Genomic DNA, 22,394 nt, shown 5'->3' with positions numbered 1-22,394 from the left:
GTAGAGATGGGCAGTGGGCCAATCACGATACGGGGCGTGACCTATGCCAGTGCTGCAGCTGCGGCGCAGGCGTTTGGTGTCACGCGTGAAAACATCTACATGGCGCGCGCACGCGGCAGGCTCGAGTCCGTGGGGCTTGGGATGCGCGGCAATCAGGCCAGGGCAAAGCCTGTCACGCTCTGCGGGCTGCATTTCGCGTCCGTCAAGCAGGCGGCGCAGGCGGTCGGTTGTCACCCCGACACATTGGCGCGGCGCTTGCGGGTTGGTGCGCCTTTGGGGGCGGAATTGCGCGCGCGGTTAGAGGCGTTGAGTGCGCAGCGCCGTGCCGTTGTCGTGTCGCCAGAGGCGGTCTATGCGGCCGCCTTGGCCCGTGTGGCCGCCGTTGAGCGGGCGCAGCATGCGAGGGTCTGGAAATGAGCCACAAGGCGACGAATTGGCTGTCGGACATTCCTGCGGATCGTCTGAGCGCGTCCGAGTTCCGCGTTCTGTTTCACCTGTGCGATTGCCACAACCCGTCTCAGGGGTGCTTTCCGACGCAAGGCTATCTGATCGAAAAGACCGGGGCGTCCAACGGCACAGTGAACAATGCACTGAACGGTCTTGAGGAAAAGGGGCTGATCAAGCGGCATCAGTCGCGCGATGGCGTGACGAAACGGCAAAAGCCGACCCACTACATATTGGGGTTTGAAATGGGCGAAGCACAAGGGCCGACTCCAGAAACTGGAGACGGAAAAGGGCCAAAGCCGTCTCCAAAATCTGGAGTCGGAGCCGTCTCCAAAAAAAGGGGTGAGCCGTCTCCAAAAAAAGGGGGGGGTCCGTCTCCAGTGGGCTGGAGACTAACCTGTAAAGAACCAGTAATTAACCAAACGCCCGCCGACACGGCTGCGGAAAAGCCGATGTTTTTCACCAGCGACGAGGTGAACGAGGCGCTGCAAATCGTGCGGCACGTTCGGCAAGGCGGAAAGGTCAACGCCAAGGCAATCCCGGTGCGGGTCCAGACCTGCATCGTGGCGCGTGATCTGCTCGACAGTGCCGAGCGGATAGCGTTGGGCATTTGCTGAGAAAAGGGGCAAGGGGCATGGACAGCATCGAACAGGCAAGCGGCGAAAAGCGGGTGAGGGAAATCCTTGTCGAGGGGCTGCTCAAGCGTGGGTTGGCCAAACCGTCGCGTCTGACCAAGGATCAGTTTGAGGCGAGCGTTGACGATCTGTGCAAGCGGTTGGCCTACATGACCACGGCCAATCTGGAGGCGCTGCAAGAGGTTGCGGCGGCGCGCCCCGGTGGCAAGTTGCGCGACCAGATGCCGATTGCCAATGCGATCCTCGACATGGCGTCTGACATTCAGGCCCCGCCTGAGGATGCCAGCCCCCTGATCAGGGCGGTATTCGCCAGTGCGCTCGGGGCCGATGCGCTTGCCGGTGGGTGGGCGCCGGAGTTGCTGGGCGAGCTGCGCCGCAACCGGCGCTGGCCCAATGCCTGGACGGTCAGCCAGATCAAGACCGATGCCGAGCCGAACGTGCGCCAGTTGCGCAGCCTTGAGGGGCGGTTGGCGCGGGGCGACGATCTCGGCCCGACTGAGGCGATGTGGCGGGATCGGCGTGTGGCGGCGCTGCGGCGCTGTCAGGAGATTGCGGAATTGGCAGAGCGGGAGAGCAGCAAATGAGGCACAACATGCAGGATTTCATCAAGGCGGGGCAGGTGGTCTATGTGGCTGCGGACGGGGTGGCGCGCTGTGGCAAGGCAGTAGCGGCGGCGGAACGGGCGCGGGTGGCTGAAATGCTGAGCCGGGCTGCCCCGCCTGTCGAGTGTGGGCCGCGCATCCCGGTTGCGCCAGCGCGGGGGCCAATGATGACCTTTACGCCGCGTGAGGTGGTTAAGACTGACGCGGGCAACTATCGCTCGGTGCCGACGGGTCACAAGGGGCGCAAGGCCGCACGGGTGGCGGATGCGTTCGATAATATGACCCGCGATGCCATCAAGGCGCACATGAGGTTGGGCGGCGATGACGCCAGCTTTGTGCCGCCGTTCTCGGTGGGGCAGATCGAGGCGGGGCGTGAGTATGCCGCGCTGGTCGAGCGGGTGGCAAGCTCGGGTCTGGGCTGTGCTTCATTGGAGGCGGCGGGGCGTGGTGGCTCGGGCGGTGAGGGTGTGCAGGCGGCGGTGTTTCGCGACATCGAGCGGTTGCGGTTCCTGCGGGCGCGGATCGGCAACGGGCTGGCCAAGGAAGTTCGGCGGTTTCGGCCCGATGGGGACAAGCGGCGCGTGATATTGGCGCGGGTGCTGGTCGATCAGGTCTGCGTCGAGGGGCTGAGCCTTGAGGCGGTGTTGAAGCGGCACGGATGGGGCATCAACACCCGGTGCCGTGAGGCCCTGCGCGCCGCGCTATGTAGCGCTTTGGACCGCATGCGGGGGTTTGATCTGGTGCGCCCCACAAAATAGGGTTTGACAGCTTAGGCTCGGAGAAGTTACAGAATCTACTATCATCACGAATTGCGCCCGGAGCGGAGACCCCGCCACCGGGCGCAGTCATGTCCAGGTGCTGGCAATCACGACATCGGAGGTTTGGTTTGGGTCGCTTGCGGTCAATGGCGGCGCGCGTTCGTGAGTTGCCATCCGGGCCGCGCAAGCTCGATGTCAGCTTTGACGATGCGCGGCGCGGGCTTGAATGGCGCAAGTGGTATGGGCTGGCGCGCTGGAAGGCGCGGCCCAACGGGGCGCGGTGGCGCTGCTTGGTGCGCGATCTCTTCACATGCCAGATGTGCGGTGTGATCGAGGCCGACAGTTCGAAACTGGTGGCGGACCACAAGATACCGCACCGGGGCGATCCCACGCTCTTTTGGGATGACGACAACCTGCAATGCCTGTGCAAGCCCTGCCATGACGCCGACAAGCAACGGGCAGAGGCCATGCAGAGGGGAGGGGGGGTCTAAAGTCTGGAGATCGGCCCCCGTGGCAACCGGCGGCTCTAACACGCGGAGATTTTTTTCTGATGGCGGCGAAATTTCAGGATGATCGGGCGACCGACCTGTTCGGCAACCCCGTCAGAGAGCGCACAGGGGTGCGTGGGCGACCCTCTTTGCAGATCGACCCGAAAGACCGGGACATGGTGGAAGCGGCCTTGGCGCGCGGCTGGGGCAATCAGCGCATTGCAAACACGTTGGGAATCTCCCTGCCGTCGCTCAAGCGGTATTTTAGAGCCGCGCTGCAAAAGCGGGACATCATGCGCGACCGGCTCGAACTGGCGGCCAACGCTCGCCTGATCCGCGCGGCCATCGAGGATGGCAACATGACCGCGATGAAACAGTTGCGCGAGCTGATGGATCGGGACGGACTGACCCGTCAGAAGGTTGTCCTCGAGGCGCAGCAGCAAGAGGCCCAAGCAGCCGGGATCGGCATGGGCAAGAAAGAAGCGGCGCAGCGCGCGGCAGAAGAGGCCGCAGCCTCGGGCGGGTGGGATGATCTGCTTGGGCCAAATCGTGTGAACTGATGCGATGAGTAAGACCCCTGAACTTTGGACGCTTTCAGAAGCCGCCGCCGTAAAACGAGTATTGCAGTTTGCGTGGCGATCAGTCGTCGGGGGAAGGAATCGCCCCAAGGTTACAGATGCGCACCGCGCGCTTCAAAAACACTTATCGGTTTCTGGTGACCTTAAGTCTGTAGCAATCGCCGCTGTCAATGCAGGTTTGGTATCGCGCAATAATATTGGTGCCTTGCAAGGGGCTATGCAGGCTTCCAACAAGCCAAGCGATTTGATTGACCCGCTCAAACCTCACGACACAAAAGCCAAAAAGCGCGTGTCCAGAAGTAGCAACAATAGTTTCTACACCAGCTGGGAATGGACCACGCTAAGAATGAAGGTGATCAAGACTTACGGTCGCCGGTGTATGTGCTGTGGTGCAACACCCTCCGATGGGGCGGTTATTCAGGTCGATCACATAAAGCCGCGTTCGTTACGCCCTGATCTCGCTCTCGACTTTGACAACATGCAGGTGCTTTGCCAAGCCTGCAATCGGGGCAAAGGAAACTGGTGCTCGAAAGACTATCGGCCTGGGGCGTTTGATCGTGAGAGACCAGCTTGGCAAGCGGCTGTTGATGAGTTGGATGGGATTTCGGTTAGCGGAATACTGATGCAATGAACGCTCCAGTTCGTCGGCAGCTTTGGGATACCTCGCTGCCCGATTGGGATGTGCGAATTCAGACCGGGCAAAGCCTGATCCCGGAATTGCCATTGTTCGACGCCTCGGCAGATCGAGCGTTGGCGATTTTCAAGCGGTTGCGGGTGCCGGACCTGATCGGCATGCCCACCTATGGCGAGGTGTGCGAACAGTGGGTGTTCGACCTGGTGCGCGCGATATTTGGGTCATACGACCCGGAAACCAAGCGGCGGCTGATCCGCGAGTTCTTTCTTCTGATCCCGAAGAAGAACGGCAAATCATCCATCGCGGCGGCGATCATCGTTGTGGCCTGTCTGGTCAACGAGCGCCCCGAGGCGGAGTTGCTGCTGATCGCGCCGACGATGACGATTGCCAAAATCGCATTCAAGCAGGCTTGGGGCATCATCCGGGCTGACGAAACGCTCGATAAACTGTTTCACATTCGTGAGCATCTGCGCACGATTACCCACCGGCTGACCAAGGCGGAAATCGCGATCAAGGCCGCTGACAGCGACGTGATCACCGGGGGCAAAGCGACTTATACGCTGATTGACGAGACCCATGAGTTCGCGCGCAAGAGCCGGGCCGAGGCGGTCTTTGTCGAATTGCGGGGCGCTCTGGCATCACGGCCCGATGGGTTCCTGATGCAGATCACGACGCAATCCAAGAGCGCGCCTTCGGGGGTGTTCAAGAAGGAACTGGAGCGCGCCCGCGCTGTGCGGGACGGGCGCCTGAAACTGCCGAACCTGCCGGTTCTCTATGAGCTGCCGCCCGCCATGGTGAAGCAATGGCAAGACCCAAAGACGTGGGGGATGGTCAATCCGAACCTTGGCCGGTCTGTCGATCCTGACTTTTTGACCGACCAGCTCGTGCAAGCGAAAGAAGATGGCGCGCAATCGCTGGCCCTTCTGGCCTCGCAGCACTTCAACGTCGAGATCGGCGTGGGGTTGGGGGGCGATTGGCAGGCGGCGCGGCATTGGGCCGGTGCGGCAACGGTTCTTTCGTTCGAGGATATGTTGCAGCGCTGTGAGGTGATTGTAGCCGGAATCGACGGCGGCGGCCTAGATGACCTGTTCGGTCTTGGCCTTCTTGGCCGGGATCGTGAGACCAAGGATTGGCTGGCGTGGTTCCATGCCTGGGCGCATCCCGAAGTTCTGGAAGTGCGCAAGGAAATCGCGCCGCGGCTGATGGATTTTGCCGAGGCCGGGGATCTGACGATCCTCGACCCTGACCATCCCACACAGGACATCGAAGAGGTGGCCGCGCTGATAAAGGCCGTCGCGGATGCGGGGTTGCTGCCGGAAAGGGACGCCATTGGCGTCGATCCCTACGGCATATCGGCAATGCTGGATGAGCTGATCCTGAACGGGATCACCGACGATCAGATTGTCGCCGTGCGGCAGGGCCCGGCGCTCTCGCCCGCGATTTGGGGGATCGAGCGCAAGCTCAAGAACGGAACATATCGGCACGGCGGCCAGCCCATGATGGACTGGTGTCTTGGCAATGCCAAAACGGAAACACGGGGGTCGGCAGTGATGATCACGAAGTTCACGGCAGGACGTGCCAAGATCGACCCGTTGATCGCGGGGCTGAACGCCTATCAGCTCATGTCGCGGAATCCGGTGGCCTCAAATTCGGCCTCCATCTACGAGACGCGCGGCGTCCTAACCTTGTGAGGCATGATGGGCATTAGAAACTGGTTGCCCTTCACGCGGGCCACGAAACCAAAAGGCCAAGTGGCGCTCGACTCTCCTGAGTTCCTGGAGTTTGTGCGGACCGGCATGGGCGGCAACTCTGTTGAGACGGCCTTGCAGAATGACGCAGTGTTGCGCGCGGTCGATTTGGTGACAGGCTCAATCGCTATGCTGCCACTCGAAATGATGCGGCGTAGCGAGTCTAATGGAAAAATAGGCCCGGCTCTCGATCACCCTCTATACAATCTGCTGCGATATCAGACCAACCCTTGGCAAACCGCGCATGAGTTCAAGGCGCTTATGCAGGGCTGGCTCCTGATGCACGGAAACGCTTATGCCCAGATCGTGCGAACGCTGGGCAGGGTGTCGTCGCTGATCCCTATAGACCCGCGCAACGTGTCAATCGAAACTGACGGGGGCATGTTCCCATTGCGCTACCGGGTTACGACGCAGCGGAACGAAAGTGTCGTGTTGCAACCGGGGGATATTCTTCACCTTCGCGGCTTTTCGGTTGACGCTGAAAAGGGCGTGTCGCGGATACAGAAAGCCGGTGCGATCATCCAGACCGCGAACCAGCAGCAGATTGCGGCGCAAAGCCTTTACGAGAAAGGCGTGATTGCGGGGGTTGCGTTCAAGCACCCCGGCCAGATCACCGCCGAAGCCTTCGCGCGTCTCAAGGCCTCACTGGACACCTATGCCGGTGCGCAGAACGCAGGTCGGGCGGTGCTGTTGGAAGAGGGTATGTCGCGGGAGTTCCCTCCAGCGACGGCGCAGAGTTCGCAAATGTTTGAAATGGGCGGGCAATTGACGGAGCGCATTGGCCGCGTGTTTGGCGTGCCGCGCCCGCTTATGTTTATGGATGATACATCATGGGGCAGCGGGATCGAGCAGCTTGCCATGTTGTTTGTTCGCTTCGGGCTGGCCCCGTGGTTCTCGGTTTGGGAGCAGGGCATTACGCGTGCGTGTCTGCCGATACAAGATCGCGGCGTATTCTACCCCGACTTTGACGAGCGAGAGTTGCTGCGCGGCACTTTGAAAGACCAGGGCGAGTTCTTGGCCCGCGCGCTTGGATCGGGCGGTCACCGCCCATGGATGGAAGTAAATGAGGCGCGCGATCACGTGGGCCTAGGTCGGCACGAGCAAGGCTCTGGTCTTATCGCAGCAGGAGAAAGCAATGTCCCTTCGCAAACTGCCTGAGATAAAGGCATTCACGCGCCCCGGCGCATATCAACCCGACGCACCCGCCGATGCGCTCGACCAATGGCGTCCGCGCGCGGCTGAGGCCGACGAAAAGGCAACGATCAGCGTCTATGACGTCATCGGCGAAGATATGTGGACTGGCGAGGGGGTGACAGCGCGGCGGGTTGCAGGCGCGCTGCGGGCCATCGGCAAGAACCCGATTACTGTCAACGTCAACAGCCCCGGCGGTGACATGTTTGAGGGCTTGGCAATCTACAACCTACTGCGCGAACACCCTGCAGAAGTCACGGTAAAGGTGATGGGCTTGGCCGCGTCGGCCGCGTCGATCATCGCTATGGCGGGCGACCGGATTGAGATGGGGTTGGGGTCGATGTTCATGGTGCACAATTCTTGGGGCCTCGTCATGGGCAACCAGAACGACATGCGCGATGCCGCCGAAACATTCGCGGAATTCGATGCCGCAATGGCTGATATCTACACCGCCCGGACTGGTCTGGGGCGTGACGAGATCGAGGCCATGATGAACGCAGAAACATGGCTGCGCACTGAGCGCGCCATTGAAATGGGATTTGCCGAGGCCACGTTTGAAGCGCCGGCATACGACGACAAAGAGGCGCAGGGCATGAAAGCCCGCGCCCGACTGGATGCAACTCTGGCGAAAGCAGGTATGCCGCGTGTCGAGCGGCGCACCCTTCTCAGGGAAGCGGCTGGCACGCCTAGCGCTGCCGGGACAGCCACGCTTAGCGCTGGCTTTGATGTGGACGCCGCTCGGCGTCTGCTGGAAACCCTCAAAGCCTAAGGAGAAAACCAATGGCTGGACTGAAACACCCCGCGCGCGGGATCATGTTCGCACGCGCTGATGCGAGCAATCCCACCGCGATCCTCGCCCAACTGCAAAGCGCGGTCGAGGAAATGAAACAGGCGCACGCAGAGCAAATCGCAGGCGTGAACGCCAAGTTCGACGACGTTGTGACGCGCAACAAGCTCGACGCCGTCAACGCACATGTCGGCACCTTGCAGGCCTCACTGGATGAGATGAACGCCAAGCTGGCGAATGCGCAACTGAACGGCGGCAATGCCAGCCGGTCGCGCGACCCTGAATATACGCAGGCTTTTGCCATGCACGTCCGCAAGGGCGACGTTCAGGCGTCTCTGAACAAGGGCGCCGACGCAGAGGGCGGCTATGTCGCGCCGACAGAGTGGGACCGCACGATCACTGACAAGCTGATCGAAGTTTCCCCCATGCGTCAGATTTGCCGCGTGCAGACCATCAGCACCGGCAGCTTTTCGAAGTTGTTCAACCTGCGCGGAACCTCGTCGGGCTGGGTCGGTGAAACGGCAGCACGCCCCGCAACGGACACCGGCACCTTTGGTCAACTGGTCTACCGCGTCGGCGAAATCTACGCCAATCCGGCGGCTACGCAGCAGCTTCTGGATGATGCGCTGGTTGATCTGGAGAGCTGGTTGGCGGGCGAGGTGCAGACCGAATTTGCCTATCAGGAAAATCTGGCGTTCGTTTCCGGTTCGGGCGCAAACAATCGTCCGAACGGCCTGCTGACCTACATCACCGGCGGGGCCAATGCGGCGGCACACCCTTTCGGCGCGGTGACGGCGACGAACACGGGTGCGGCTGCAGCCTTGACCGGCGACGGCATCGTGAATCTGGCGATGGCGCTGCCATCGGCATTCACGGCGAATGCGCGGTTCATCATGAACCGCAACACCATGGCGGCGGTTCGTTTGCTGAAAGATGGGCAAGGTAACTATCTGTGGCAGGCGTCCTACCAGGCAGGCACGCCCCAGACGCTGGCGGGTTATGCGATGGTCGAGGTCCCGGCCATGCCCGACGTGGCAGCTGGTGCGAAGCCTATTGTTTTTGGCGACTTCGACCAAGGCTACCTGATCGTCGACGGCATCGGCACGCGCATCCTGCGCGACCCTTACACAAACAAGCCTTTCGTGCAGTTCTACACCACGAAGCGCGTTGGCGGAGGCCTGCTGAACCCGGAGGCGCTGAAGGCGCAGAACGTCGCAGCGTAATCGGTTTTCTGACGGGGCGGCGCGTTCGCCCCGTTTTTCAAGCCGATAGAAGGAGGCAGAAATGGCCAAATTTGCAAAGCCCTTCAAGGGCGTTAAAGCGCAGGAGATCTACCCGACAGAGTTTGCCGTCGGTGACGAGTGCCCGCTCGAACTTGAGGCGGCGGCGCGGTCGGTGGGCGCGATTTCCGACACGAAGGCAACCAAGAAGGCACCTGAAACCAAATGACCCCCTATCTCGTGACGCCGCCCGCTGCCCTGCCTGTGTCGTTGCTCGACATGAAGGCGCATCTGCAAGTTGTCCATGACGACGACGACGCGAAGATTGCGACCTTGCAGGCTGGTCACGTTGCCACGCTCGATGCTTATGGCGGAGTTCTTGGCCGCTGCATCATGCCGCAGACCTGGGCGGTGGACGTGACCGGGCCGGGGCCGCACCTGTTGCCGTTCCCGGATGCCACGGACGTGACCGCAGACGCGTCGGGCACTGCTCTGGCCAACGAGCTTTCGCGCACGGCGATGGGTATATGCATCACTGTCCCGGAGGCCCTGACCGATCAGGAGATCACGCTTCAAGCGACATATGGGCTTTCCGCCGAACGGCTGCCCGCAGCTCAGGCGCTGGTCAAGATCATGGTGTCCCGTGACTATGACGCGCTGCACGGCCCCAACTATGATGCGGCCATGCGGAGTGCGGATGCGCTGGTGAGTGCGTTGCGCTGGAGGCGATTGTGAACCTTAACCGCCGCGTTCAGTTCCGCCGCGCCTCGCTGTCGGATGACGGGTTTCAGCAGGCTGAAACATGGGCGGACCATGGCGAGAGAATACCTGCCGACAAGACCGATGTCAGCGACGGCGAGCGGTGGCGCGCCGGTGAGGTTGGTGCCTCGATCACGACCCGGTTTGTGGTGCGGTCAAGCACGTTCACGCGCGACCTGACCCCCAAGGATCGGCTGATCTGCGAAGGCCGGGAATACGACATTTCCGGGATCAAGGAAATCGGGCGGCGGGACCGGCTGGAAATCACGGCATCGGCGAGGGTTGATCAGTGAGCGTCACCATCAAACTTGAGGGCCTGAGTGAGTTGGAGAAGAACTTGGACAATCTGTCCAAGGCGGCGGGCAAAGGGGCATTGCGGCGTGCATTAAAGCGCGCGGCTGAGCCTACAGCCAAGATCGCGCAGGGGCTTGCCCCTGTCAGGACCGGCAGATTGAAGCAGTCGATTATTGTTGGCGCAAAGCTCGACGGTCGACAGGCCAAGCTGCATCGTCGCATGTTCAAGGATGATCGGTCCTCGGTCGAGCTTTTCATCGGCCCGTCCTACCTGCGCGGTGATGGTGGGCGGCACGGGCACTTGCAGGAGTTTGGCACGATCAACCATGGGCCTCAGCCATTCATGCGCCCTGCATGGGATCAGGACCAAAAAGCTATGTTGCAGCGCCTTAGCGAGAACCTTTGGGAGGAAGTGACCAAGGCAATCCAGAGGGCAGAGCGCAGGGCGGCTAAAGCGGCTGAGGAAGGATAAAGCATGATCAGGATCAAGTGCGAGGGCGGCATGGCTTACAGCGCCCGAATCGAGAATATGGATGGCACGACGATTGATGGTGTTACCGGCTTACGGCTGGTCATGGACCCTAACGATTTCGTGCGGGCTGAGCTTGAAATCAGGGTCGGCTCTGTGGACGTGCAAGCGCATCCGCTGCTTGGACTCGAGACTGTGAAGGAAGCCGCTGCCGCGCATGGGTATCGGCTGGTTCCAGCAGGCGATTGATGGAAGAGGCGTTCAAGTCGCTGCTGACAGGATCGGCGGCGGTCACAGCTATTGTCCCGGCATCCCGGATCAATTGGGGCGCGCATCCGCAAGGGGCCGCACTGCCGGGGCTGGTGCTGAACGTGATCGACGATGCCGAGGGGCTGACAACAAAAGGCCGTGATGGGCTTTCACAAGGCCGCTTGCAGGTCGATTGCTACGCAGAGACCTACAAGGGCGCAAAGCAGCTATCCCGCGTCGTGCGCTCCCTGCTGCATGGGTATCGCGGCGGGTCATTCCGGCTGGTGTCGCATGACAGCACCCGAGACAGCCGCGAGGGCGGCAGCAACGAGGCTACGCGGCCCTACCGCGTGAGCATGGATTTCAACACCCATTGGAGGGCATGAGATGACGACAGCAGATATTGGTTACAACTCCAGCTTTGGTATCGAGGGCGAGACCCCCGGCACCTACGTTGACGTGGCGGAGGTGATGGCGATTACGCCTCCCGGCATGACGCGGGGCACTGAGCAGGCCACCCACCTGAAAAGCCCGGATGAATATCACGAACATATCGCGCTCTTGGCCGATGCGGGCGAGGCGTCTTTTACGGTGAATTTTGTGCCTTCGGCGACCGACACGCTCTTTGCAGCTTTCAACGCCAAAACCGGCAACTACCAGATCACCTACCCCAATGGGGTGATGTTGCGCTTTGGCGGGATCGTCACGGGCTATACGCCGCCCGAGCTGGCGCCGGAAGGCAAGATGGAGGCGACGGTCACGATCAAGCCGAGCGGCAAGCCAACCCTGTACGCGGCGGTGTAACCCATGTCTGACGTAAGAGGGGCCGTAACGGTCACGGCGAACGACAAGAGCTATACGCTCTGGATCGGTTTTTCGGTGCTGGCGGACTTGCAGGCCAAGCACGGGCAAGACGTGCTTGAGCGGCTTGATGCTCCTGCGGATGCAGGGCCGAACTGGATGCCTGATTTGGGCATTGTCCGCGACCTGTTTATGGGCGCGCTTGAGCGCCACCATGCCGACGAGGCCGACCGCTGGCTTGTCGATGACATTCTGGCGCAGAATGCTGATGCATTGGGCACGGTCATGGCGGGCGCGTTCCCCGATGTCGCAAAGGATGCCAAGCCGGGAAACCGCAAGAGGCCGACGCGGGCGGCCTGAACCTCGCGGACCTGCTGAAATACTACATCGCGGCGGGTTTCGATCCGGCGCGGTTTTGGGAAATCACCCCCCGGCTCTACAGCTTGGAAATAGACGGGGCGGCGCTACGAATTGAGCGCGAGCGGTCGCATGTTTGGTTCACGGCAATGTTGCCGCGTCTCAAAAAGACACCTTCGCTCGAGGATTTTGTGGGGCGCAAGTCGCGCCCCAAGAGGCAAACGCCAGATCAGCAGCAGGCGATGTTGCAGGCTTTGGCCGCTGCATGGGGCGCAACGATCCAGTAGCGCCCCGGTTAGTCTTGCGACAGCGCCCCAGACAGAGCTTTATCGACCATTGATTGCGGGCGGGGCTTTTCGTTCCCAATGGTCTCGCCAATTTGATCGCCGTTCACGTCTAGGAACTGAGCTTCTAAGAAGGCGACTTCTAAGGGCAACCCGTCTGATCGGCTGTCCAGGCTGACAGGTGAAATCAAGGTTCGGACTGTTTCCCCCGGTTCTATGCCGCCTCTGACCAGAGCGCGCCCTTTGCTCCAATCGTTGCCGATTTCGGCCCAAGGCACTTCTCGGTCGGGGCTTTTGAAAATGGCCCTGAAAACTAGCGTTGCAACGGCTCGGTCTGATTTGTTTTCGACATCGCAGTAGATGATCGACTGCACCGTTTCGCGGCGCTCAATCGTGCAGGCAGAAATAGTGATCGCACCCGCAATGGCCGGTGACGGCAGTAGCAGTGCGATCATCAATGCTGAGCTTCTTTTCATGGCTCTAACCCTCTTGAGGTAAACGAATGGCATCCTCTGTGATCGGCGCACTGCGTGTCAACCTCGGTCTTGATTCGGCGCAGTTCGAGAAGGGCGCGAAGCGGGCGCAATCCTCTACTCAAAAGCTGGCGGCTCAGGTGAAGAAGATTGCTGCGATTGGCGCCGCAGCCTTTACCGCCCTGAACGCTGCGGCCCTTGCGGGTGCGCGCGATATTGATGCTGCGGCGAAAGCGTCTCGGAGGCTGGGCGCATCTATTGGTGGCTTCGAGGCAATCAAGTTGGCGGCAGAAGAAGCGGGCGTTCCGGTTTCAGCCCTGACCGACAACCTGCAAAACATCGACCGCGAAATTGCCAAGGGCGGCAAGAATACGACGGAGGCGCTTGATCGTCTGGGTCTTACCGCAGAGGGGATTTCAACCCTAGAGGCCGATGAAAAGATTGCGTTGATTGCAGATCGTGTCAAAGACCTCGGCCTGAGTTCGGGCGAGGCAACCGCGCTGTTACAGGCGCTTGGTGTTCGCAGCCGAGAAATGGTCCTGCTTTTGCAAGGCGGCGGCGATGCGATCCGGCAGGCGCGCAAGGATGTTGAGGATTATGGCCTCGCGCTGAGTGGCCCAGTTGCGGCGTCTATTGAGCAGGCAAACGACCGCATTGGCCGTCTGTCTCTTGTCGCGCGAGTGTTCGGACAGCAGATGGCGATTGCCGTTGTCCCGGCCCTAGGGGCCTTGGCTTTGGCTGTTACTGACAGCCTCAGAGAAGGCGGTGCACTGCGGGCTGTGATTGACGGAATTGTGAGCGCCACGCGCGGTTGGGTCACGGTCATTTCTGGCGCTGTATCTGGGCTTTCCAGTCTCGCGGATTTCATCGGCGGGCCTGCGATCGCTGCGGTGTCTGCCCTTGCCGCCGCTTTTGTTATCTTGCAGCGGCGGATGATCTTAACCGGGATCGGCGCATTGATCGTAGGTGTCGGCGCGCTGATCGACTTTATGATGCGCCTGCGCGATTCCACAGGCTCTTGGGGCGAAGCCCTAAGCGCGGTGTTCGATCTCGGGAAATCTGTCTTCCTCGGTATCGGCAATACGGCTTGGGGATTGTCGGAGATATTGGCCGGGGTCGCGGCTGCAATCACCGGTTCTTTTGTGCGCGCCTTCGCAGAGATCGCGAAAGCATGGGATGCCCTTGTTAACGGCATGGGCGATGCGTGGAATGCGCTTGCGGGTTCCGCCTTCGGCGAGACCTTGGGCCTTGGGGTGATGGGCCGATCCAATACGTCTGGCATTCTTGGCGGCCTTGCGGATGGGCTTTTTGACGGCGCTGTCGACAGCATCAACCGAGGCGGCCAGCGTATTCGTGACGCAGGGCAAGGCGTGTCTGATGCTATTGGCGGGCTTAGGGACATCATCAATTCCGAAAGCGACGCCACGACCGAGGCCGCAGACAGCGCGCGCACTCTCGCGGATACCCTCGACGATGTTGGCGGCTCAGGCGGCTCAGCGGCGAAAGCTGCGAAGGGCCTAACCGATATGACCAAGGCGGCGCGTGAGGCCGCTCAGGCGGCTGCGGACTCAGCAAAGCAACTTGCGGCTGGCATAACCGACCCGCTGAAGGACGCCTTCAAAAGCGGCAAGGTCAACGCCGAGGCCTTTTCTGGCGCGATGCAGGGGGTATTTGGCAACCTGCGTGACCGCCTGATTGATAACGCTTTCAAGCCGATAGAGGATGCGCTTTTTAACCTGTTCTCGGGGGCGTCTGGCGGTGGTGGCGGAGGTCTATTCGGCGGCATCGGCTCAGCGCTTGGCGGTCTTTTCGCGGGCTTCTTTGACACGGGCGGGCGCATCGGCGCGGGGCAGTTTGGCATCGTCGGCGAGCGCGGCCCGGAGATCGTGAGCGGCCCGGCCAATGTCACCTCGCGGGTGGACACGGCCCGGATGATGCAGGGCGGCGGCGGTGGCCGCATCGAAGTTGTCGCCCGCGTCGAGAATGGCAGCATCGTGCAAGACGTGCGGCGCATATCTGGCGAGGTGGCCGTGCAGGTAACGCAGGCGGGCATCAAGCAATTCGCGCGCGAGGGCCTGTCGGTTGCGGTGGACCGGATCAACAAAGACCCCCGGAGGCGTGGCTAATGGATATTCTCATCATCGCAGTTTCTTTTTTGTCTGGCTTGGCTGGCGGTGCAGCGGGGGCGTTTCTGGTGTTGAAGACGGTCAAGCGAGAAGTGAAGGAAGTCATTCTGCGCGGCGACACCATCGAGCTTTCTAAGATTGTTCGAGAACCCGCTATCCCCGTCGTTGATCCAGTCAAGAGGCGCGGCTGATGCCCTTAGCATATCCATTGGCCTTGACCGATTTTCAAGAGCGGCTGAAAATCTCGGTTTCGCAATTGGTGATTAACACGCCCTTGCAGATCGACCGCACGTCAAGCGGTGTGCCGCTGCCGGCCCAGCTTGGCGAGCCGGTGTGGCGGGGATCGTTTTCCCTGCCGCCCACGAACGACCGCAGCAACGCCGCCCGGATTGACGCGCTCCTATCCGTGTTGGACACGCCGGGCGCGTCGTTTCTGGTTTATGACCCGTCCAAGACGCACCCGGCAGCGGACCCGACCGGCGCGCTTTTGGGGGCCGCCACGCCAGTGATCTCGGCGCTCGACGGCACGGACGCACGGATCATGTCGGTATCCGGCCTACCCGCGAACTACCAGTTGCGCGGCGGCGATCTGATCGGCTGGCAATATGGCAGCAGCCCCACGCGCTACGCGCTGCACCGGCTGGTGAGCGACATCAAGGCCACGGCGCTCGGGGTTGCGGCGTCGTTTCAGGTCACGCCGCCGATTCAGCCGGGCGTCACCACGGGCGCGGCTGTGACGCTGATCAAGCCGGTGATCAAGGCGCGGCTGGAACCGAACCCCGGTTACGGCGTGCAACGGCCTGTCGTGTCCGAGGGGCCGCAGTTTTCATTCGTGCAGATCGTGGGGCAGTAATGCGGGATTACGGCACAGCCACCGAGTCGATGCTGGCCAGCCTGTCGGGGGTCATATCGCGGCATCTGGTGTGGGTCTCTGCCCGCCGCCGGTCCACAGGGCTGATCGAGGCTGTCGGCTTTTGGAACGGCCTTGACGTGCGGCAGTTCACGATTGGCGAGACCGCGCGCAGCTATCAGGGGGCAGGGTCGATCCTTGGTCTTGATGCGATCCGGGGCGAGGTAGGGTTGAACGTGCGGATGCACACGATCCGCTTTTCCGGCATCCCGGCTGCTGTGGTCAATCTGGTGAACCTCTATGACCTGCGCGGTGCACCTGTTGAAGTGCATCGCGTGTTTTTCGATCCGGTGAAGGCGGTGCAGGTGGGCGTGCCCGTGCGCGTGATCAAGGGGTGGGTCGAGGAAATGCCCTTGCCGCGCGCCGCAGAGGGGCAGGCGGCGGATGTCGAAATGACCGTAGCGAGCGCCGCCCGTGCCCTGACCCGCACCTTGGCGCTCAAGAAATCCGATTCCGCACAACGCCGGATCAGCGCCGCAGACCGTGGCCGCGAATATGCCGCCACCTCGGGCGCTGTGCCGGTGTTCTGGGGGGCAGGCAAGTCGCAGAACGGCACGCCGCCGCCCACGACCGTCACACCAGCCACGCCCACGGCAGATGAGCGCGCAGGCGGTGGCAGTAGTAATGGGGACACACGCGGATGAACCGGGCGCAGATGCTTATCGACTACCTTGCCACCGTGCGCGCCAAGCGGTTTCGCCCCGGCAGCCACGATTGCGGGATGTATGTGGCCGGGTGGGTCAAAGCCTGCACTGGCACGGATCACGGCAAGCGGTGGCGCGGGCGTTATCGCAGCATGGCGGGGCTTGCCCGCGTGATGGCCGAGGACGGCTTTGCCAGCCACGTCGATTACATCGCCAGCCTCTTCCCGGAGACCCCGCCCGCGATGGCGCAGGTGGGCGATCTGGCGGTGTGCCAAAATGATGCCATGGGCATCTTTGCCAGCGACCGTGTGTTCGTGCTGCGCCCCGATGGGCTGGGCCACCTTTCCCGACTGAAAGCGCTGAGGGCCTTCAAGATATGATCCTGTTTTTCGCGATCCTTGCGGCGCTCATCGCAGCGCCCAGCGGAGCTATGGCCGAGCCGATTTCGACCGCCATTGCCGTGGCGCTGGCCGCGTCGAGTGCCGGGGCTGGCACCTTTGCCGCGATTGCAGCCGGGTTCGGCGCGCTCGGGGCATTTGCGACACAGATCATCGTGGGCGCTGGTCTGTCGCTCTTGGGGCAGGTGTTCGCGAAAAAGCCCAAGGTCAACGGGCAAGGTATCCAGACCGAGCAGACCACGACCGGCGACGTGACGCCGCAGAAATTCGTCGTGGGCACCTATGCGGTTGAAGGTCACGCGGTTGCGCCTGCCTATTCCCGGTTCAAGAACAACGGCATCCTGACCTATATCCTTGAGGTCTCGAATATCCCCGTTACCGGCCTGACCGGGCGGATCATCATAAACGGCAAGTATTCGGACATCGAGGCACCGGATAATGGCACCGGCAATTTTCAGGAGGTTCCCGCCAATTCCGGGCGGCGCATCCTGACCGAGTTTCGGCAGGATGATACCGATCCGACCGCGTGGCTGTGGTTCTACGATGGCACGCAGACCGCCGCCGATCCGACGCTGGTGACGCACTACGGCAACCACCCTGATCGCCCTTGGACAACCGATCACGTGTTGCGCGGCACGGCCTATGCGGTGCTGGAGTTCGCGCTTGATCCCGAGATTTATCAGGGCCTGCCCTCGGTGCGTTTCGAGGTGCAGGGCATCAAGTTCTATGACCCGCGCAAGGATACGACCGTTGGCGGTTCCGGCGCGCATCGGTGGGATGATCCGACAACGTGGGAATTCAGCGATAACCCGCAGGTGATCAACTACAATATCCTGCGCGGGATCACTCTGCCCACGGGCGACATCTGGGGCGGCAAAGTGGCGGCAGAGGATTTGCCACTGGATAACTGGTTCGCGGCGATGAACGAGTGCGACGTGCTGATCGGCGACCGCAAGCAGTATGTGGCCGGGTTCGAGATCAACGTCGAGGAAATGGAACCCGCCGATGTGATCGAAGAGATGAACCGCGCGAGCTTTGCCCAGATGGCAGAGTTCGGCGGCGTGTTCCGGGTGCGCGTGGGTGCGCCCTCTGCGCCGGTGCTGGCCCTGACGGATGCAGATTTCGTGATCACGGAATCCTTAACCCAGACCCCATTCCCAGCCCACGAGAACGTGACCAACGGCATCACCGGCACCTATGTTGAGCCAAACGACATCTGGGAAGGGCGTGAGGCCGATCTTATCCTTAATGAGGATTGGGTGGCAGAAGACGGCGAAAAGCGGGTTTCGAGCGTCGGCCTGCCTGCGGTGAGCGTCAAGGCGCAGGCGCAGCACCTGCTGAATTCGCTGCTGCTCGATGCGCGCCGGTTTGTAACGTTCCAAGTGACCTTACCGCCCTCTTTTGCCCTGGTCGAGCCGTTGGATTCGATCAGCTTCACCTCGGAGATTTACGGCTACACGAACAAGACCTTTGAGGTCATCGAGGTAGAGGACCGGCCCGACACGCTCTTGCAGGTCGTGGTGATGCGCGAGCGCGAGGCGGGCGATACCGATTGGGGGCCGGAACTGGATGTGCCGGCACCTCTGCCGACCAATGGCCAGACCCCGCCCGCGCCGCTTGTGGTGCCGCTTTCGGTCGCGGCCTTTGGCCTGTCCGATGCAGCGGGCAACGCGCGCCGCCCGGCGATCCTGTTGACGTGGACGATTGAAAGCCTGCCCGCGATCCGCAACCTGAAATACCAGGTCCGCGTGAAGGCCACGCAGGAGATCGTCGCCGAGGGGATCAAGCCTGTGGACGGTGCCCGCGTGCTGGTGCGTGGCGACATCATCGCCGCCACGGAATACGAGGTCCGCGCGCGCTATGTGGCGGATGCCCCAACCGCATGGACGCCGTGGCTCAGCGTGACCACGCCGGATTTGCGGTTGACCCAATCCGATCTTGCAGACGCGCTGCGCGATCAGATCGACACGGCTTTTGACCGGCACGATGCGGTTCTGGGCGAAGCCGGGACGCCGCAATCGGTGCTGGACCTGCTGGACGAGATCGGGGCGAACATCGCGCCGATTGTGCCGGGGCAGCCGCCGCGCGAAACGCTTTTGCAGCGGTTGGATTTCGAGACGCCGCAGCTGCGCGGGATCGCGGATGCGGTGCGCAACATCGAGGACCGGCTGGTCGAGTTGGACCTGAGCCAGTTCGGCCTCTCGCGCCGCCTGACCGATGCCGGGGTCTATGTCGATCCAACCAGCGGCACCGTGCGGATTGCCGGGGTTGACACCACGCAAGAGCGGCAATCGCTGGTCGAGGCGAATTTTGACGCGCTGGCCGCGACGGTGAGCCTCAAGGCCAGCTTGACCGAGGTTCGTGACGAAATCGCAGCGGCGGTTCTGGATCCCGCCGATCTGGCCTCTCTGACCGAGTTGCAGGCGCGCGTCACGGATGTTGAAATCGCGCTCGACGCGGCGGCGGGCACGCTGACGCTCTTGTCGGACACGCTGACCGTCGAGGGCGGGCTGGTCACGATGACAGAGGTCACCGGGCGGTTGGATAGCGCCGAAGGGGCGCTGGCGCTCAAGGTCGACCAGGTGGAGTTCGACGCAGCCGAGGCGCGGCTGTCGGATGCAGAGATCGCTATCGAGACACTGGACGGGGCTGGCATCACCTTTGCCGTGTCCGACCAGCGGCTTTTGCGAGATGAGACACTGCAATCGGATGACGCAGCAGCGGAGGGCCTTTTGCGCGCGTGGCTCGACGGGCAGGGCGCGCGCGACGCTGCGGCGTCGGGGCGGCGGGAATTGACCGCCGTTGTGACCGAGGGGCTGCAGGCCGAAGCGGCGGAGCGGCTGACGCTCACGGCGCAGGTCGCCGAGGCGCAGGCGCAGATTCTGGCCGAAAGCACGGTCAGGGCCAGCGAGACAGGGGTGCTGACCGGCGTTGTCGCGGCGCAGGAAACGCGGCTTGGCACAGCAGAGAGCGCGATCACCACGATCAACGCGACCAAGGTGGACGCAGCGGGGGCGGTCGCTGCCGTCAACCAGACGATCAGCGCGAGCTACGGCAGCATGACCGCGCTGGCCGAGGCCAGCGCCTTTGCCGAATCGACGCTCGACGGGATCACCTCAGGCTTTGTCTGGAAACTTGGCGGTGGTGACGTGCTGTCGCTGGTGCAGGTGGATGACGGGATCACCGAGCCGGTGACGACCGCCCGCATTCGGGGCGATTTTATCAAGCTCGACGGCACGGTCGAGGTGACGGGCGATTTCCTCGCTACCAAGATTTTCGCGGAGGAAATCCTTGTCGAGCGTCTGACCGTGACCGAGGAGTTGATTGCACCAAACGCGACAGGCGTAATCAGTTCCACAACGCTCGCGTCAAACTTTGCCGTCGCATTCACGACCTATTCCACCGTCCTGACTCTCACCGCCAATCACGCAAATCGCCCCTCTGACATGAATATGATTTTTAACTGCCGCATCGCGATTTCGTCAGTGAAGGAAGAGGCGGCCAGCAACAGCATCCAGTATCGCATCTTGCGCAACGGCGTGCTCATGTCTGGCGTCCCTCCCTATAGGCGCGAGGTTCCGGCACTGGACATCTCGCAAGAGTTTTTCTCCGTCAAACAACGCACTACAGCAAACGCATCCGCCACCACCTATGAACTCCAAGTCAGGACCGTTGTGCCTGCCGGGCCGGGGGTGTCGGAGCCTGTCATTATGGCAGGCACTCAGATGTGGACCGTAGAGGAATCAATCGCGGGGTTGGTGTGATGCATAATATCCGCAGAGTTCGAAACCAACTGCTCGCGGCCTGCGATTGGACGCAGATGCCCGACGCGCCGGTCACGCCAGAGGTGCGGGCCGCGTGGGCCGAATACCGGCAGGCGCTACGCGACGTGACAAACGGGGTGACGGACCCCGACCAAATCATCTGGCCCGAGCGGCCCGACAACATCAACTGAGAGGGACGCCATGAGCCTGTGGTATAGAACCGGCACGATCAACCTGACCAACGGTAGCACCGCGCTGACCGGCACCGGCACCGCGTGGGTGGCAAATGTCAGCCCCGGCATGATGGTGGTTTATGACCGCCAGATCATCGGCGAGGTGCAATCGGTCAATTCCAACACCTCGATCACGCTGGCCGTGGCCTATGCGGGCACGACGATCAGCGGTGGGGCCTATGCGATTGCCAATCTCGGGGCTGTGCGCGACGGGTTGATTGCGGCGGTCAATGACGCGCTGGCCGTGTTCCAGGCGGCGCAGGATGGCCCGCTCTCTGGCCGGTTTGGCGATGGCACATTGTCCGAGCCGGGGCTAGCGTTTCTCGCCGATCTCAACACCGGTTTTCGTCGCCCCGCTGCCGATCAGATCGGCATGGTCACGGGTGGTGTGCAAAGGGCGCTGCTGTCGAGTGCGGGCCTCAATGCCGTCACGAATCTGTTGCTGAACGGGTCGCAGGTCTTTGCCCGGTCCAACCTGCTCGGCACCGTCAGCCAATCCGGTGGCGTGCCCACGGGGGCCGGGATCGAGCCGGGCAGCAACGCCAACGGCGACTATGTCCGCTTTGCCGATGGCACGCAGATTTGCTGGCACACCCTGACAACCGGGGCGATCAACGTCGCAGAGGGCGCGGGCTACAGCGCATCGGCGGCGACAAACTGGACCTATCCTGCGGGCTTTGCGAGCGGGACGTTGCCGGGGATTTTCGGCGCCAGCCCAAATCTCGGGCGATCTTGGCTGGCACCGTTCTCCTCGACTAACAGCGCATGTTCGGTCCTGCCGATGCGGTTCATCTCGACAGCGTCAGCATCGCAATTCATCGCGGTCGCTCTCGGCCGTTGGTTCTAAAGGAGACCGCCATGCAGATCACCCTTTCCCCCGCCCGCCGCGACACACCCCTTACGCTGAGCCGCACTGGCGATGCGCTCACGATCAACGGCGAGGTGTTTGATTTCACGCCCCTGCCGGATGGCGCAACCCTGCCGCGCGAGGCAATCGCAAGCGACTGGTTCGCAGGACCGGTCGAGCGGGTGGACGGCACGCTGCGCCTGTCGCTCGTCTTGCCTCACGGGGCCAACGCGCCGCAAGAAACGCTCTTTCCCGCGCCCCTCACCCTCACAGGCAACGGCCCCGTGACCCTGCCGCCCTACGCCGTGGAGACACCCGATGCAGATTGATTTCACCCAAGCGATTACCGCCGAGACCAAGGCGCAGGCCGCAGCGCTTGCCCGCGCTACCACGATCAAGGCCGACTGCCGCGCGCGCATCCTCGCCGTGGGGTCCGAGGCCACGCAGATGAACATCGCCCAAGCCGGGATCGTGTTCACCGCTGCCGTTCTTGACGGCATCCCCCGCGCCGATGCTCTGGCGGCGTCCGGTCTGCAAGAGGGCGACCTGACGCTGGCGCAGGGCTGGAAAGCATGGGTCGCGGCGATGCAGACCGAGTGCCGCCGCGCCATTGAGACCGGCACCGATCCGGTCTGGCCGGAGGTGCCCGCAGGCGTGGCCGAATTGGCGGCGCGGTTTTGATGCTCGGGCGCGCGCGCCGG

General features: G+C 62.2%; 30 protein-coding genes. 29 read left to right on the top strand and 1 reads right to left on the bottom strand.

Features of this window, described 5'->3' with window-relative positions:
* The first annotated feature begins 6 nt into the window (after positions 1-6).
* The 19 genes from AACZ65_RS07965 to AACZ65_RS07875 all read left to right on the top strand — a co-directional run bounded on the left by AACZ65_RS07965 (position 7) and on the right by AACZ65_RS07875 (position 12,017).
* Positions 7-417 (top strand): hypothetical protein, encoded by a 411-nt coding sequence (locus AACZ65_RS07965; RefSeq protein WP_339669675.1) that lies wholly within the window; start codon positions 7-9, stop codon positions 415-417.
* Complete coding sequence (locus tag AACZ65_RS07960) at positions 414-1,061, top strand: helix-turn-helix domain-containing protein (RefSeq protein WP_339669673.1); 648 nt, start codon at positions 414-416, stop codon at positions 1,059-1,061. Before AACZ65_RS07965 ends, AACZ65_RS07960 begins: the two co-directional genes overlap by 4 nt.
* A 17-nt stretch (positions 1,062-1,078) precedes the next feature.
* Entirely contained in the window at positions 1,079-1,663 is a 585-nt protein-coding gene (locus tag AACZ65_RS07955; RefSeq protein WP_339669671.1) for a hypothetical protein, read from the top strand.
* 8 nt (positions 1,664-1,671) lie between these two features.
* Positions 1,672-2,439: a hypothetical protein gene (locus tag AACZ65_RS07950; RefSeq protein ID WP_339669669.1), complete on the top strand. Its 768-nt coding sequence runs from the start codon at positions 1,672-1,674 to the stop codon at positions 2,437-2,439.
* Positions 2,440-2,585: 146 nt separating this feature from the next.
* The gene (locus tag AACZ65_RS07945) at positions 2,586-2,930 is read left to right on the top strand and encodes an HNH endonuclease (protein ID WP_339669667.1); all 345 of its coding nucleotides are present in this window, start codon (positions 2,586-2,588) and stop codon (positions 2,928-2,930) included.
* 59 nt (positions 2,931-2,989) lie between these two features.
* Positions 2,990-3,487: a resolvase gene (locus tag AACZ65_RS07940; RefSeq protein ID WP_339669665.1), complete on the top strand. Its 498-nt coding sequence runs from the start codon at positions 2,990-2,992 to the stop codon at positions 3,485-3,487.
* A gap of 4 nt (positions 3,488-3,491) precedes the next feature.
* Positions 3,492-4,136, top strand: a complete 645-nt coding sequence (locus AACZ65_RS07935; protein WP_339669663.1) for an HNH endonuclease — start codon at positions 3,492-3,494, stop codon at positions 4,134-4,136.
* Positions 4,133-5,830, top strand: a complete 1,698-nt coding sequence (locus AACZ65_RS07930) for a terminase large subunit (RefSeq protein ID WP_339669661.1) — start codon at positions 4,133-4,135, stop codon at positions 5,828-5,830. Before AACZ65_RS07935 ends, AACZ65_RS07930 begins: the two co-directional genes overlap by 4 nt.
* A 3-nt stretch (positions 5,831-5,833) precedes the next feature.
* A complete protein-coding gene (locus tag AACZ65_RS07925) occupies positions 5,834-7,045 on the top strand; it encodes a phage portal protein (RefSeq protein WP_339669659.1) in 1,212 nt (403 codons plus the stop codon).
* Positions 7,023-7,847 (top strand): head maturation protease, ClpP-related, encoded by an 825-nt coding sequence (locus tag AACZ65_RS07920; RefSeq protein ID WP_339669657.1) that lies wholly within the window; start codon positions 7,023-7,025, stop codon positions 7,845-7,847. Before AACZ65_RS07925 ends, AACZ65_RS07920 begins: the two co-directional genes overlap by 23 nt.
* Positions 7,848-7,858: 11 nt before the next feature.
* Positions 7,859-9,088, top strand: coding sequence for a phage major capsid protein (locus AACZ65_RS07915; protein ID WP_339669655.1), 1,230 nt, complete (start codon positions 7,859-7,861; stop codon positions 9,086-9,088).
* Positions 9,089-9,149: 61 nt separating this feature from the next.
* Positions 9,150-9,314 carry a hypothetical protein gene (locus AACZ65_RS07910; protein WP_339669653.1) on the top strand — a complete coding sequence of 55 codons (165 nt, stop codon included), beginning with the start codon at positions 9,150-9,152 and terminating at the stop codon, positions 9,312-9,314.
* A complete protein-coding gene (locus tag AACZ65_RS07905) occupies positions 9,311-9,820 on the top strand; it encodes a hypothetical protein (protein ID WP_339669651.1) in 510 nt (169 codons plus the stop codon). The genes AACZ65_RS07910 and AACZ65_RS07905 overlap by 4 nt, the downstream gene beginning before the upstream one ends.
* Positions 9,817-10,137 (top strand): phage head closure protein, encoded by a 321-nt coding sequence (locus tag AACZ65_RS07900; protein ID WP_339669649.1) that lies wholly within the window; start codon positions 9,817-9,819, stop codon positions 10,135-10,137. The genes AACZ65_RS07905 and AACZ65_RS07900 overlap by 4 nt, the downstream gene beginning before the upstream one ends.
* Positions 10,134-10,610: an HK97-gp10 family putative phage morphogenesis protein gene (locus AACZ65_RS07895; protein WP_339669647.1), complete on the top strand. Its 477-nt coding sequence runs from the start codon at positions 10,134-10,136 to the stop codon at positions 10,608-10,610. The genes AACZ65_RS07900 and AACZ65_RS07895 overlap by 4 nt, the downstream gene beginning before the upstream one ends.
* 3 nt (positions 10,611-10,613) lie before the next feature.
* On the top strand, positions 10,614-10,856 hold the full coding sequence (locus AACZ65_RS07890) for a hypothetical protein (protein ID WP_339669645.1): 243 nt from the start codon (positions 10,614-10,616) through the stop codon (positions 10,854-10,856).
* Complete coding sequence (locus AACZ65_RS07885; protein ID WP_339669643.1) at positions 10,856-11,242, top strand: DUF3168 domain-containing protein; 387 nt, start codon at positions 10,856-10,858, stop codon at positions 11,240-11,242. The genes AACZ65_RS07890 and AACZ65_RS07885 overlap by 1 nt, the downstream gene beginning before the upstream one ends.
* Before the next feature lies 1 nt (position 11,243).
* Complete coding sequence (locus AACZ65_RS07880; RefSeq protein ID WP_339669642.1) at positions 11,244-11,660, top strand: phage tail tube protein; 417 nt, start codon at positions 11,244-11,246, stop codon at positions 11,658-11,660.
* A 3-nt stretch (positions 11,661-11,663) separates the two neighbouring features.
* Positions 11,664-12,017: a hypothetical protein gene (locus AACZ65_RS07875; RefSeq protein WP_339669640.1), complete on the top strand. Its 354-nt coding sequence runs from the start codon at positions 11,664-11,666 to the stop codon at positions 12,015-12,017.
* Positions 12,018-12,309: 292 nt separating this feature from the next.
* Here the strand turns inward: AACZ65_RS07875 and AACZ65_RS07870 are convergent, their stop codons facing one another.
* Entirely contained in the window at positions 12,310-12,774 is a 465-nt protein-coding gene (locus AACZ65_RS07870) for a hypothetical protein (RefSeq protein WP_339669638.1), read from the bottom strand.
* 38 nt (positions 12,775-12,812) lie between these two features.
* Between AACZ65_RS07870 and AACZ65_RS07865 the strand changes: the two genes are divergently transcribed.
* The 10 genes from AACZ65_RS07865 to AACZ65_RS07820 are packed head-to-tail and all read left to right on the top strand — an operon-like array spanning position 12,813 to position 22,374.
* Entirely contained in the window at positions 12,813-14,897 is a 2,085-nt protein-coding gene (locus AACZ65_RS07865) for a hypothetical protein (RefSeq protein ID WP_339669637.1), read from the top strand.
* Complete coding sequence (locus AACZ65_RS07860) at positions 14,897-15,088, top strand: hypothetical protein (protein WP_339669635.1); 192 nt, start codon at positions 14,897-14,899, stop codon at positions 15,086-15,088. The genes AACZ65_RS07865 and AACZ65_RS07860 overlap by 1 nt, the downstream gene beginning before the upstream one ends.
* Complete coding sequence (locus AACZ65_RS07855) at positions 15,088-15,750, top strand: hypothetical protein (protein WP_339669633.1); 663 nt, start codon at positions 15,088-15,090, stop codon at positions 15,748-15,750. Before AACZ65_RS07860 ends, AACZ65_RS07855 begins: the two co-directional genes overlap by 1 nt.
* Positions 15,750-16,451, top strand: coding sequence for a hypothetical protein (locus AACZ65_RS07850; protein ID WP_339669631.1), 702 nt, complete (start codon positions 15,750-15,752; stop codon positions 16,449-16,451). Before AACZ65_RS07855 ends, AACZ65_RS07850 begins: the two co-directional genes overlap by 1 nt.
* Positions 16,448-16,831, top strand: coding sequence for a hypothetical protein (locus tag AACZ65_RS07845; RefSeq protein WP_339669629.1), 384 nt, complete (start codon positions 16,448-16,450; stop codon positions 16,829-16,831). The genes AACZ65_RS07850 and AACZ65_RS07845 overlap by 4 nt, the downstream gene beginning before the upstream one ends.
* Positions 16,828-20,613 (top strand): phage tail protein, encoded by a 3,786-nt coding sequence (locus tag AACZ65_RS07840; protein ID WP_339669627.1) that lies wholly within the window; start codon positions 16,828-16,830, stop codon positions 20,611-20,613. Before AACZ65_RS07845 ends, AACZ65_RS07840 begins: the two co-directional genes overlap by 4 nt.
* Complete coding sequence (locus AACZ65_RS07835) at positions 20,613-20,804, top strand: tail fiber assembly protein (protein ID WP_339669625.1); 192 nt, start codon at positions 20,613-20,615, stop codon at positions 20,802-20,804. Before AACZ65_RS07840 ends, AACZ65_RS07835 begins: the two co-directional genes overlap by 1 nt.
* Before the next feature lie 10 nt (positions 20,805-20,814).
* Positions 20,815-21,693 carry a hypothetical protein gene (locus tag AACZ65_RS07830; protein WP_339669623.1) on the top strand — a complete coding sequence of 293 codons (879 nt, stop codon included), beginning with the start codon at positions 20,815-20,817 and terminating at the stop codon, positions 21,691-21,693.
* A gap of 11 nt (positions 21,694-21,704) precedes the next feature.
* Positions 21,705-22,022, top strand: a complete 318-nt coding sequence (locus AACZ65_RS07825) for a hypothetical protein (protein WP_339669621.1) — start codon at positions 21,705-21,707, stop codon at positions 22,020-22,022.
* Positions 22,012-22,374 carry a hypothetical protein gene (locus AACZ65_RS07820; RefSeq protein WP_339669619.1) on the top strand — a complete coding sequence of 121 codons (363 nt, stop codon included), beginning with the start codon at positions 22,012-22,014 and terminating at the stop codon, positions 22,372-22,374. Before AACZ65_RS07825 ends, AACZ65_RS07820 begins: the two co-directional genes overlap by 11 nt.
* The last annotated feature ends 20 nt before the right edge of the window (positions 22,375-22,394 follow it).

The sequence above is a fragment of the uncultured Roseovarius sp. genome (assembly GCF_963972555.1).
GTDB classification, from domain to species: Bacteria; Pseudomonadota; Alphaproteobacteria; order Rhodobacterales; family Rhodobacteraceae; genus Roseovarius; species Roseovarius mucosus.
This window is presented reverse-complemented; position numbering and strand designations above follow the sequence as displayed.

Bases quoted from the DNA above. Each gene is read 5' to 3' on its own strand.
- AACZ65_RS07845 (WP_339669629.1), top strand. From the start codon at position 16,448: ATGAACCGGGCGCAGATGCTTATCGACTACCTTGCCACCGTGCGCGCC.
- AACZ65_RS07920 (WP_339669657.1), top strand. From the start codon at position 7,023: ATGTCCCTTCGCAAACTGCCTGAGATAAAGGCATTCACGCGCCCCGGC.
- AACZ65_RS07950 (WP_339669669.1), top strand. From the start codon at position 1,672: ATGCAGGATTTCATCAAGGCGGGGCAGGTGGTCTATGTGGCTGCGGAC.
- AACZ65_RS07870 (WP_339669638.1), bottom strand. From the start codon at position 12,774: ATGAAAAGAAGCTCAGCATTGATGATCGCACTGCTACTGCCGTCACCG.
- AACZ65_RS07855 (WP_339669633.1), top strand. From the start codon at position 15,088: ATGCCCTTAGCATATCCATTGGCCTTGACCGATTTTCAAGAGCGGCTG.
- AACZ65_RS07965 (WP_339669675.1), top strand. From the start codon at position 7: ATGGGCAGTGGGCCAATCACGATACGGGGCGTGACCTATGCCAGTGCT.
- AACZ65_RS07880 (WP_339669642.1), top strand. From the start codon at position 11,244: ATGACGACAGCAGATATTGGTTACAACTCCAGCTTTGGTATCGAGGGC.
- AACZ65_RS07890 (WP_339669645.1), top strand. From the start codon at position 10,614: ATGATCAGGATCAAGTGCGAGGGCGGCATGGCTTACAGCGCCCGAATC.
- AACZ65_RS07915 (WP_339669655.1), top strand. From the start codon at position 7,859: ATGGCTGGACTGAAACACCCCGCGCGCGGGATCATGTTCGCACGCGCT.
- AACZ65_RS07905 (WP_339669651.1), top strand. From the start codon at position 9,311: ATGACCCCCTATCTCGTGACGCCGCCCGCTGCCCTGCCTGTGTCGTTG.
- AACZ65_RS07830 (WP_339669623.1), top strand. From the start codon at position 20,815: ATGAGCCTGTGGTATAGAACCGGCACGATCAACCTGACCAACGGTAGC.
- AACZ65_RS07930 (WP_339669661.1), top strand. From the start codon at position 4,133: ATGAACGCTCCAGTTCGTCGGCAGCTTTGGGATACCTCGCTGCCCGAT.
- AACZ65_RS07860 (WP_339669635.1), top strand. From the start codon at position 14,897: ATGGATATTCTCATCATCGCAGTTTCTTTTTTGTCTGGCTTGGCTGGC.
- AACZ65_RS07885 (WP_339669643.1), top strand. From the start codon at position 10,856: ATGGAAGAGGCGTTCAAGTCGCTGCTGACAGGATCGGCGGCGGTCACA.
- AACZ65_RS07955 (WP_339669671.1), top strand. From the start codon at position 1,079: ATGGACAGCATCGAACAGGCAAGCGGCGAAAAGCGGGTGAGGGAAATC.
- AACZ65_RS07835 (WP_339669625.1), top strand. From the start codon at position 20,613: ATGCATAATATCCGCAGAGTTCGAAACCAACTGCTCGCGGCCTGCGAT.
- AACZ65_RS07820 (WP_339669619.1), top strand. From the start codon at position 22,012: ATGCAGATTGATTTCACCCAAGCGATTACCGCCGAGACCAAGGCGCAG.
- AACZ65_RS07850 (WP_339669631.1), top strand. From the start codon at position 15,750: ATGCGGGATTACGGCACAGCCACCGAGTCGATGCTGGCCAGCCTGTCG.
- AACZ65_RS07940 (WP_339669665.1), top strand. From the start codon at position 2,990: ATGGCGGCGAAATTTCAGGATGATCGGGCGACCGACCTGTTCGGCAAC.
- AACZ65_RS07910 (WP_339669653.1), top strand. From the start codon at position 9,150: ATGGCCAAATTTGCAAAGCCCTTCAAGGGCGTTAAAGCGCAGGAGATC.
- AACZ65_RS07875 (WP_339669640.1), top strand. From the start codon at position 11,664: ATGTCTGACGTAAGAGGGGCCGTAACGGTCACGGCGAACGACAAGAGC.
- AACZ65_RS07945 (WP_339669667.1), top strand. From the start codon at position 2,586: ATGGCGGCGCGCGTTCGTGAGTTGCCATCCGGGCCGCGCAAGCTCGAT.
- AACZ65_RS07840 (WP_339669627.1), top strand. From the start codon at position 16,828: ATGATCCTGTTTTTCGCGATCCTTGCGGCGCTCATCGCAGCGCCCAGC.
- AACZ65_RS07935 (WP_339669663.1), top strand. From the start codon at position 3,492: ATGAGTAAGACCCCTGAACTTTGGACGCTTTCAGAAGCCGCCGCCGTA.
- AACZ65_RS07960 (WP_339669673.1), top strand. From the start codon at position 414: ATGAGCCACAAGGCGACGAATTGGCTGTCGGACATTCCTGCGGATCGT.
- AACZ65_RS07925 (WP_339669659.1), top strand. From the start codon at position 5,834: ATGATGGGCATTAGAAACTGGTTGCCCTTCACGCGGGCCACGAAACCA.
- AACZ65_RS07825 (WP_339669621.1), top strand. From the start codon at position 21,705: ATGCAGATCACCCTTTCCCCCGCCCGCCGCGACACACCCCTTACGCTG.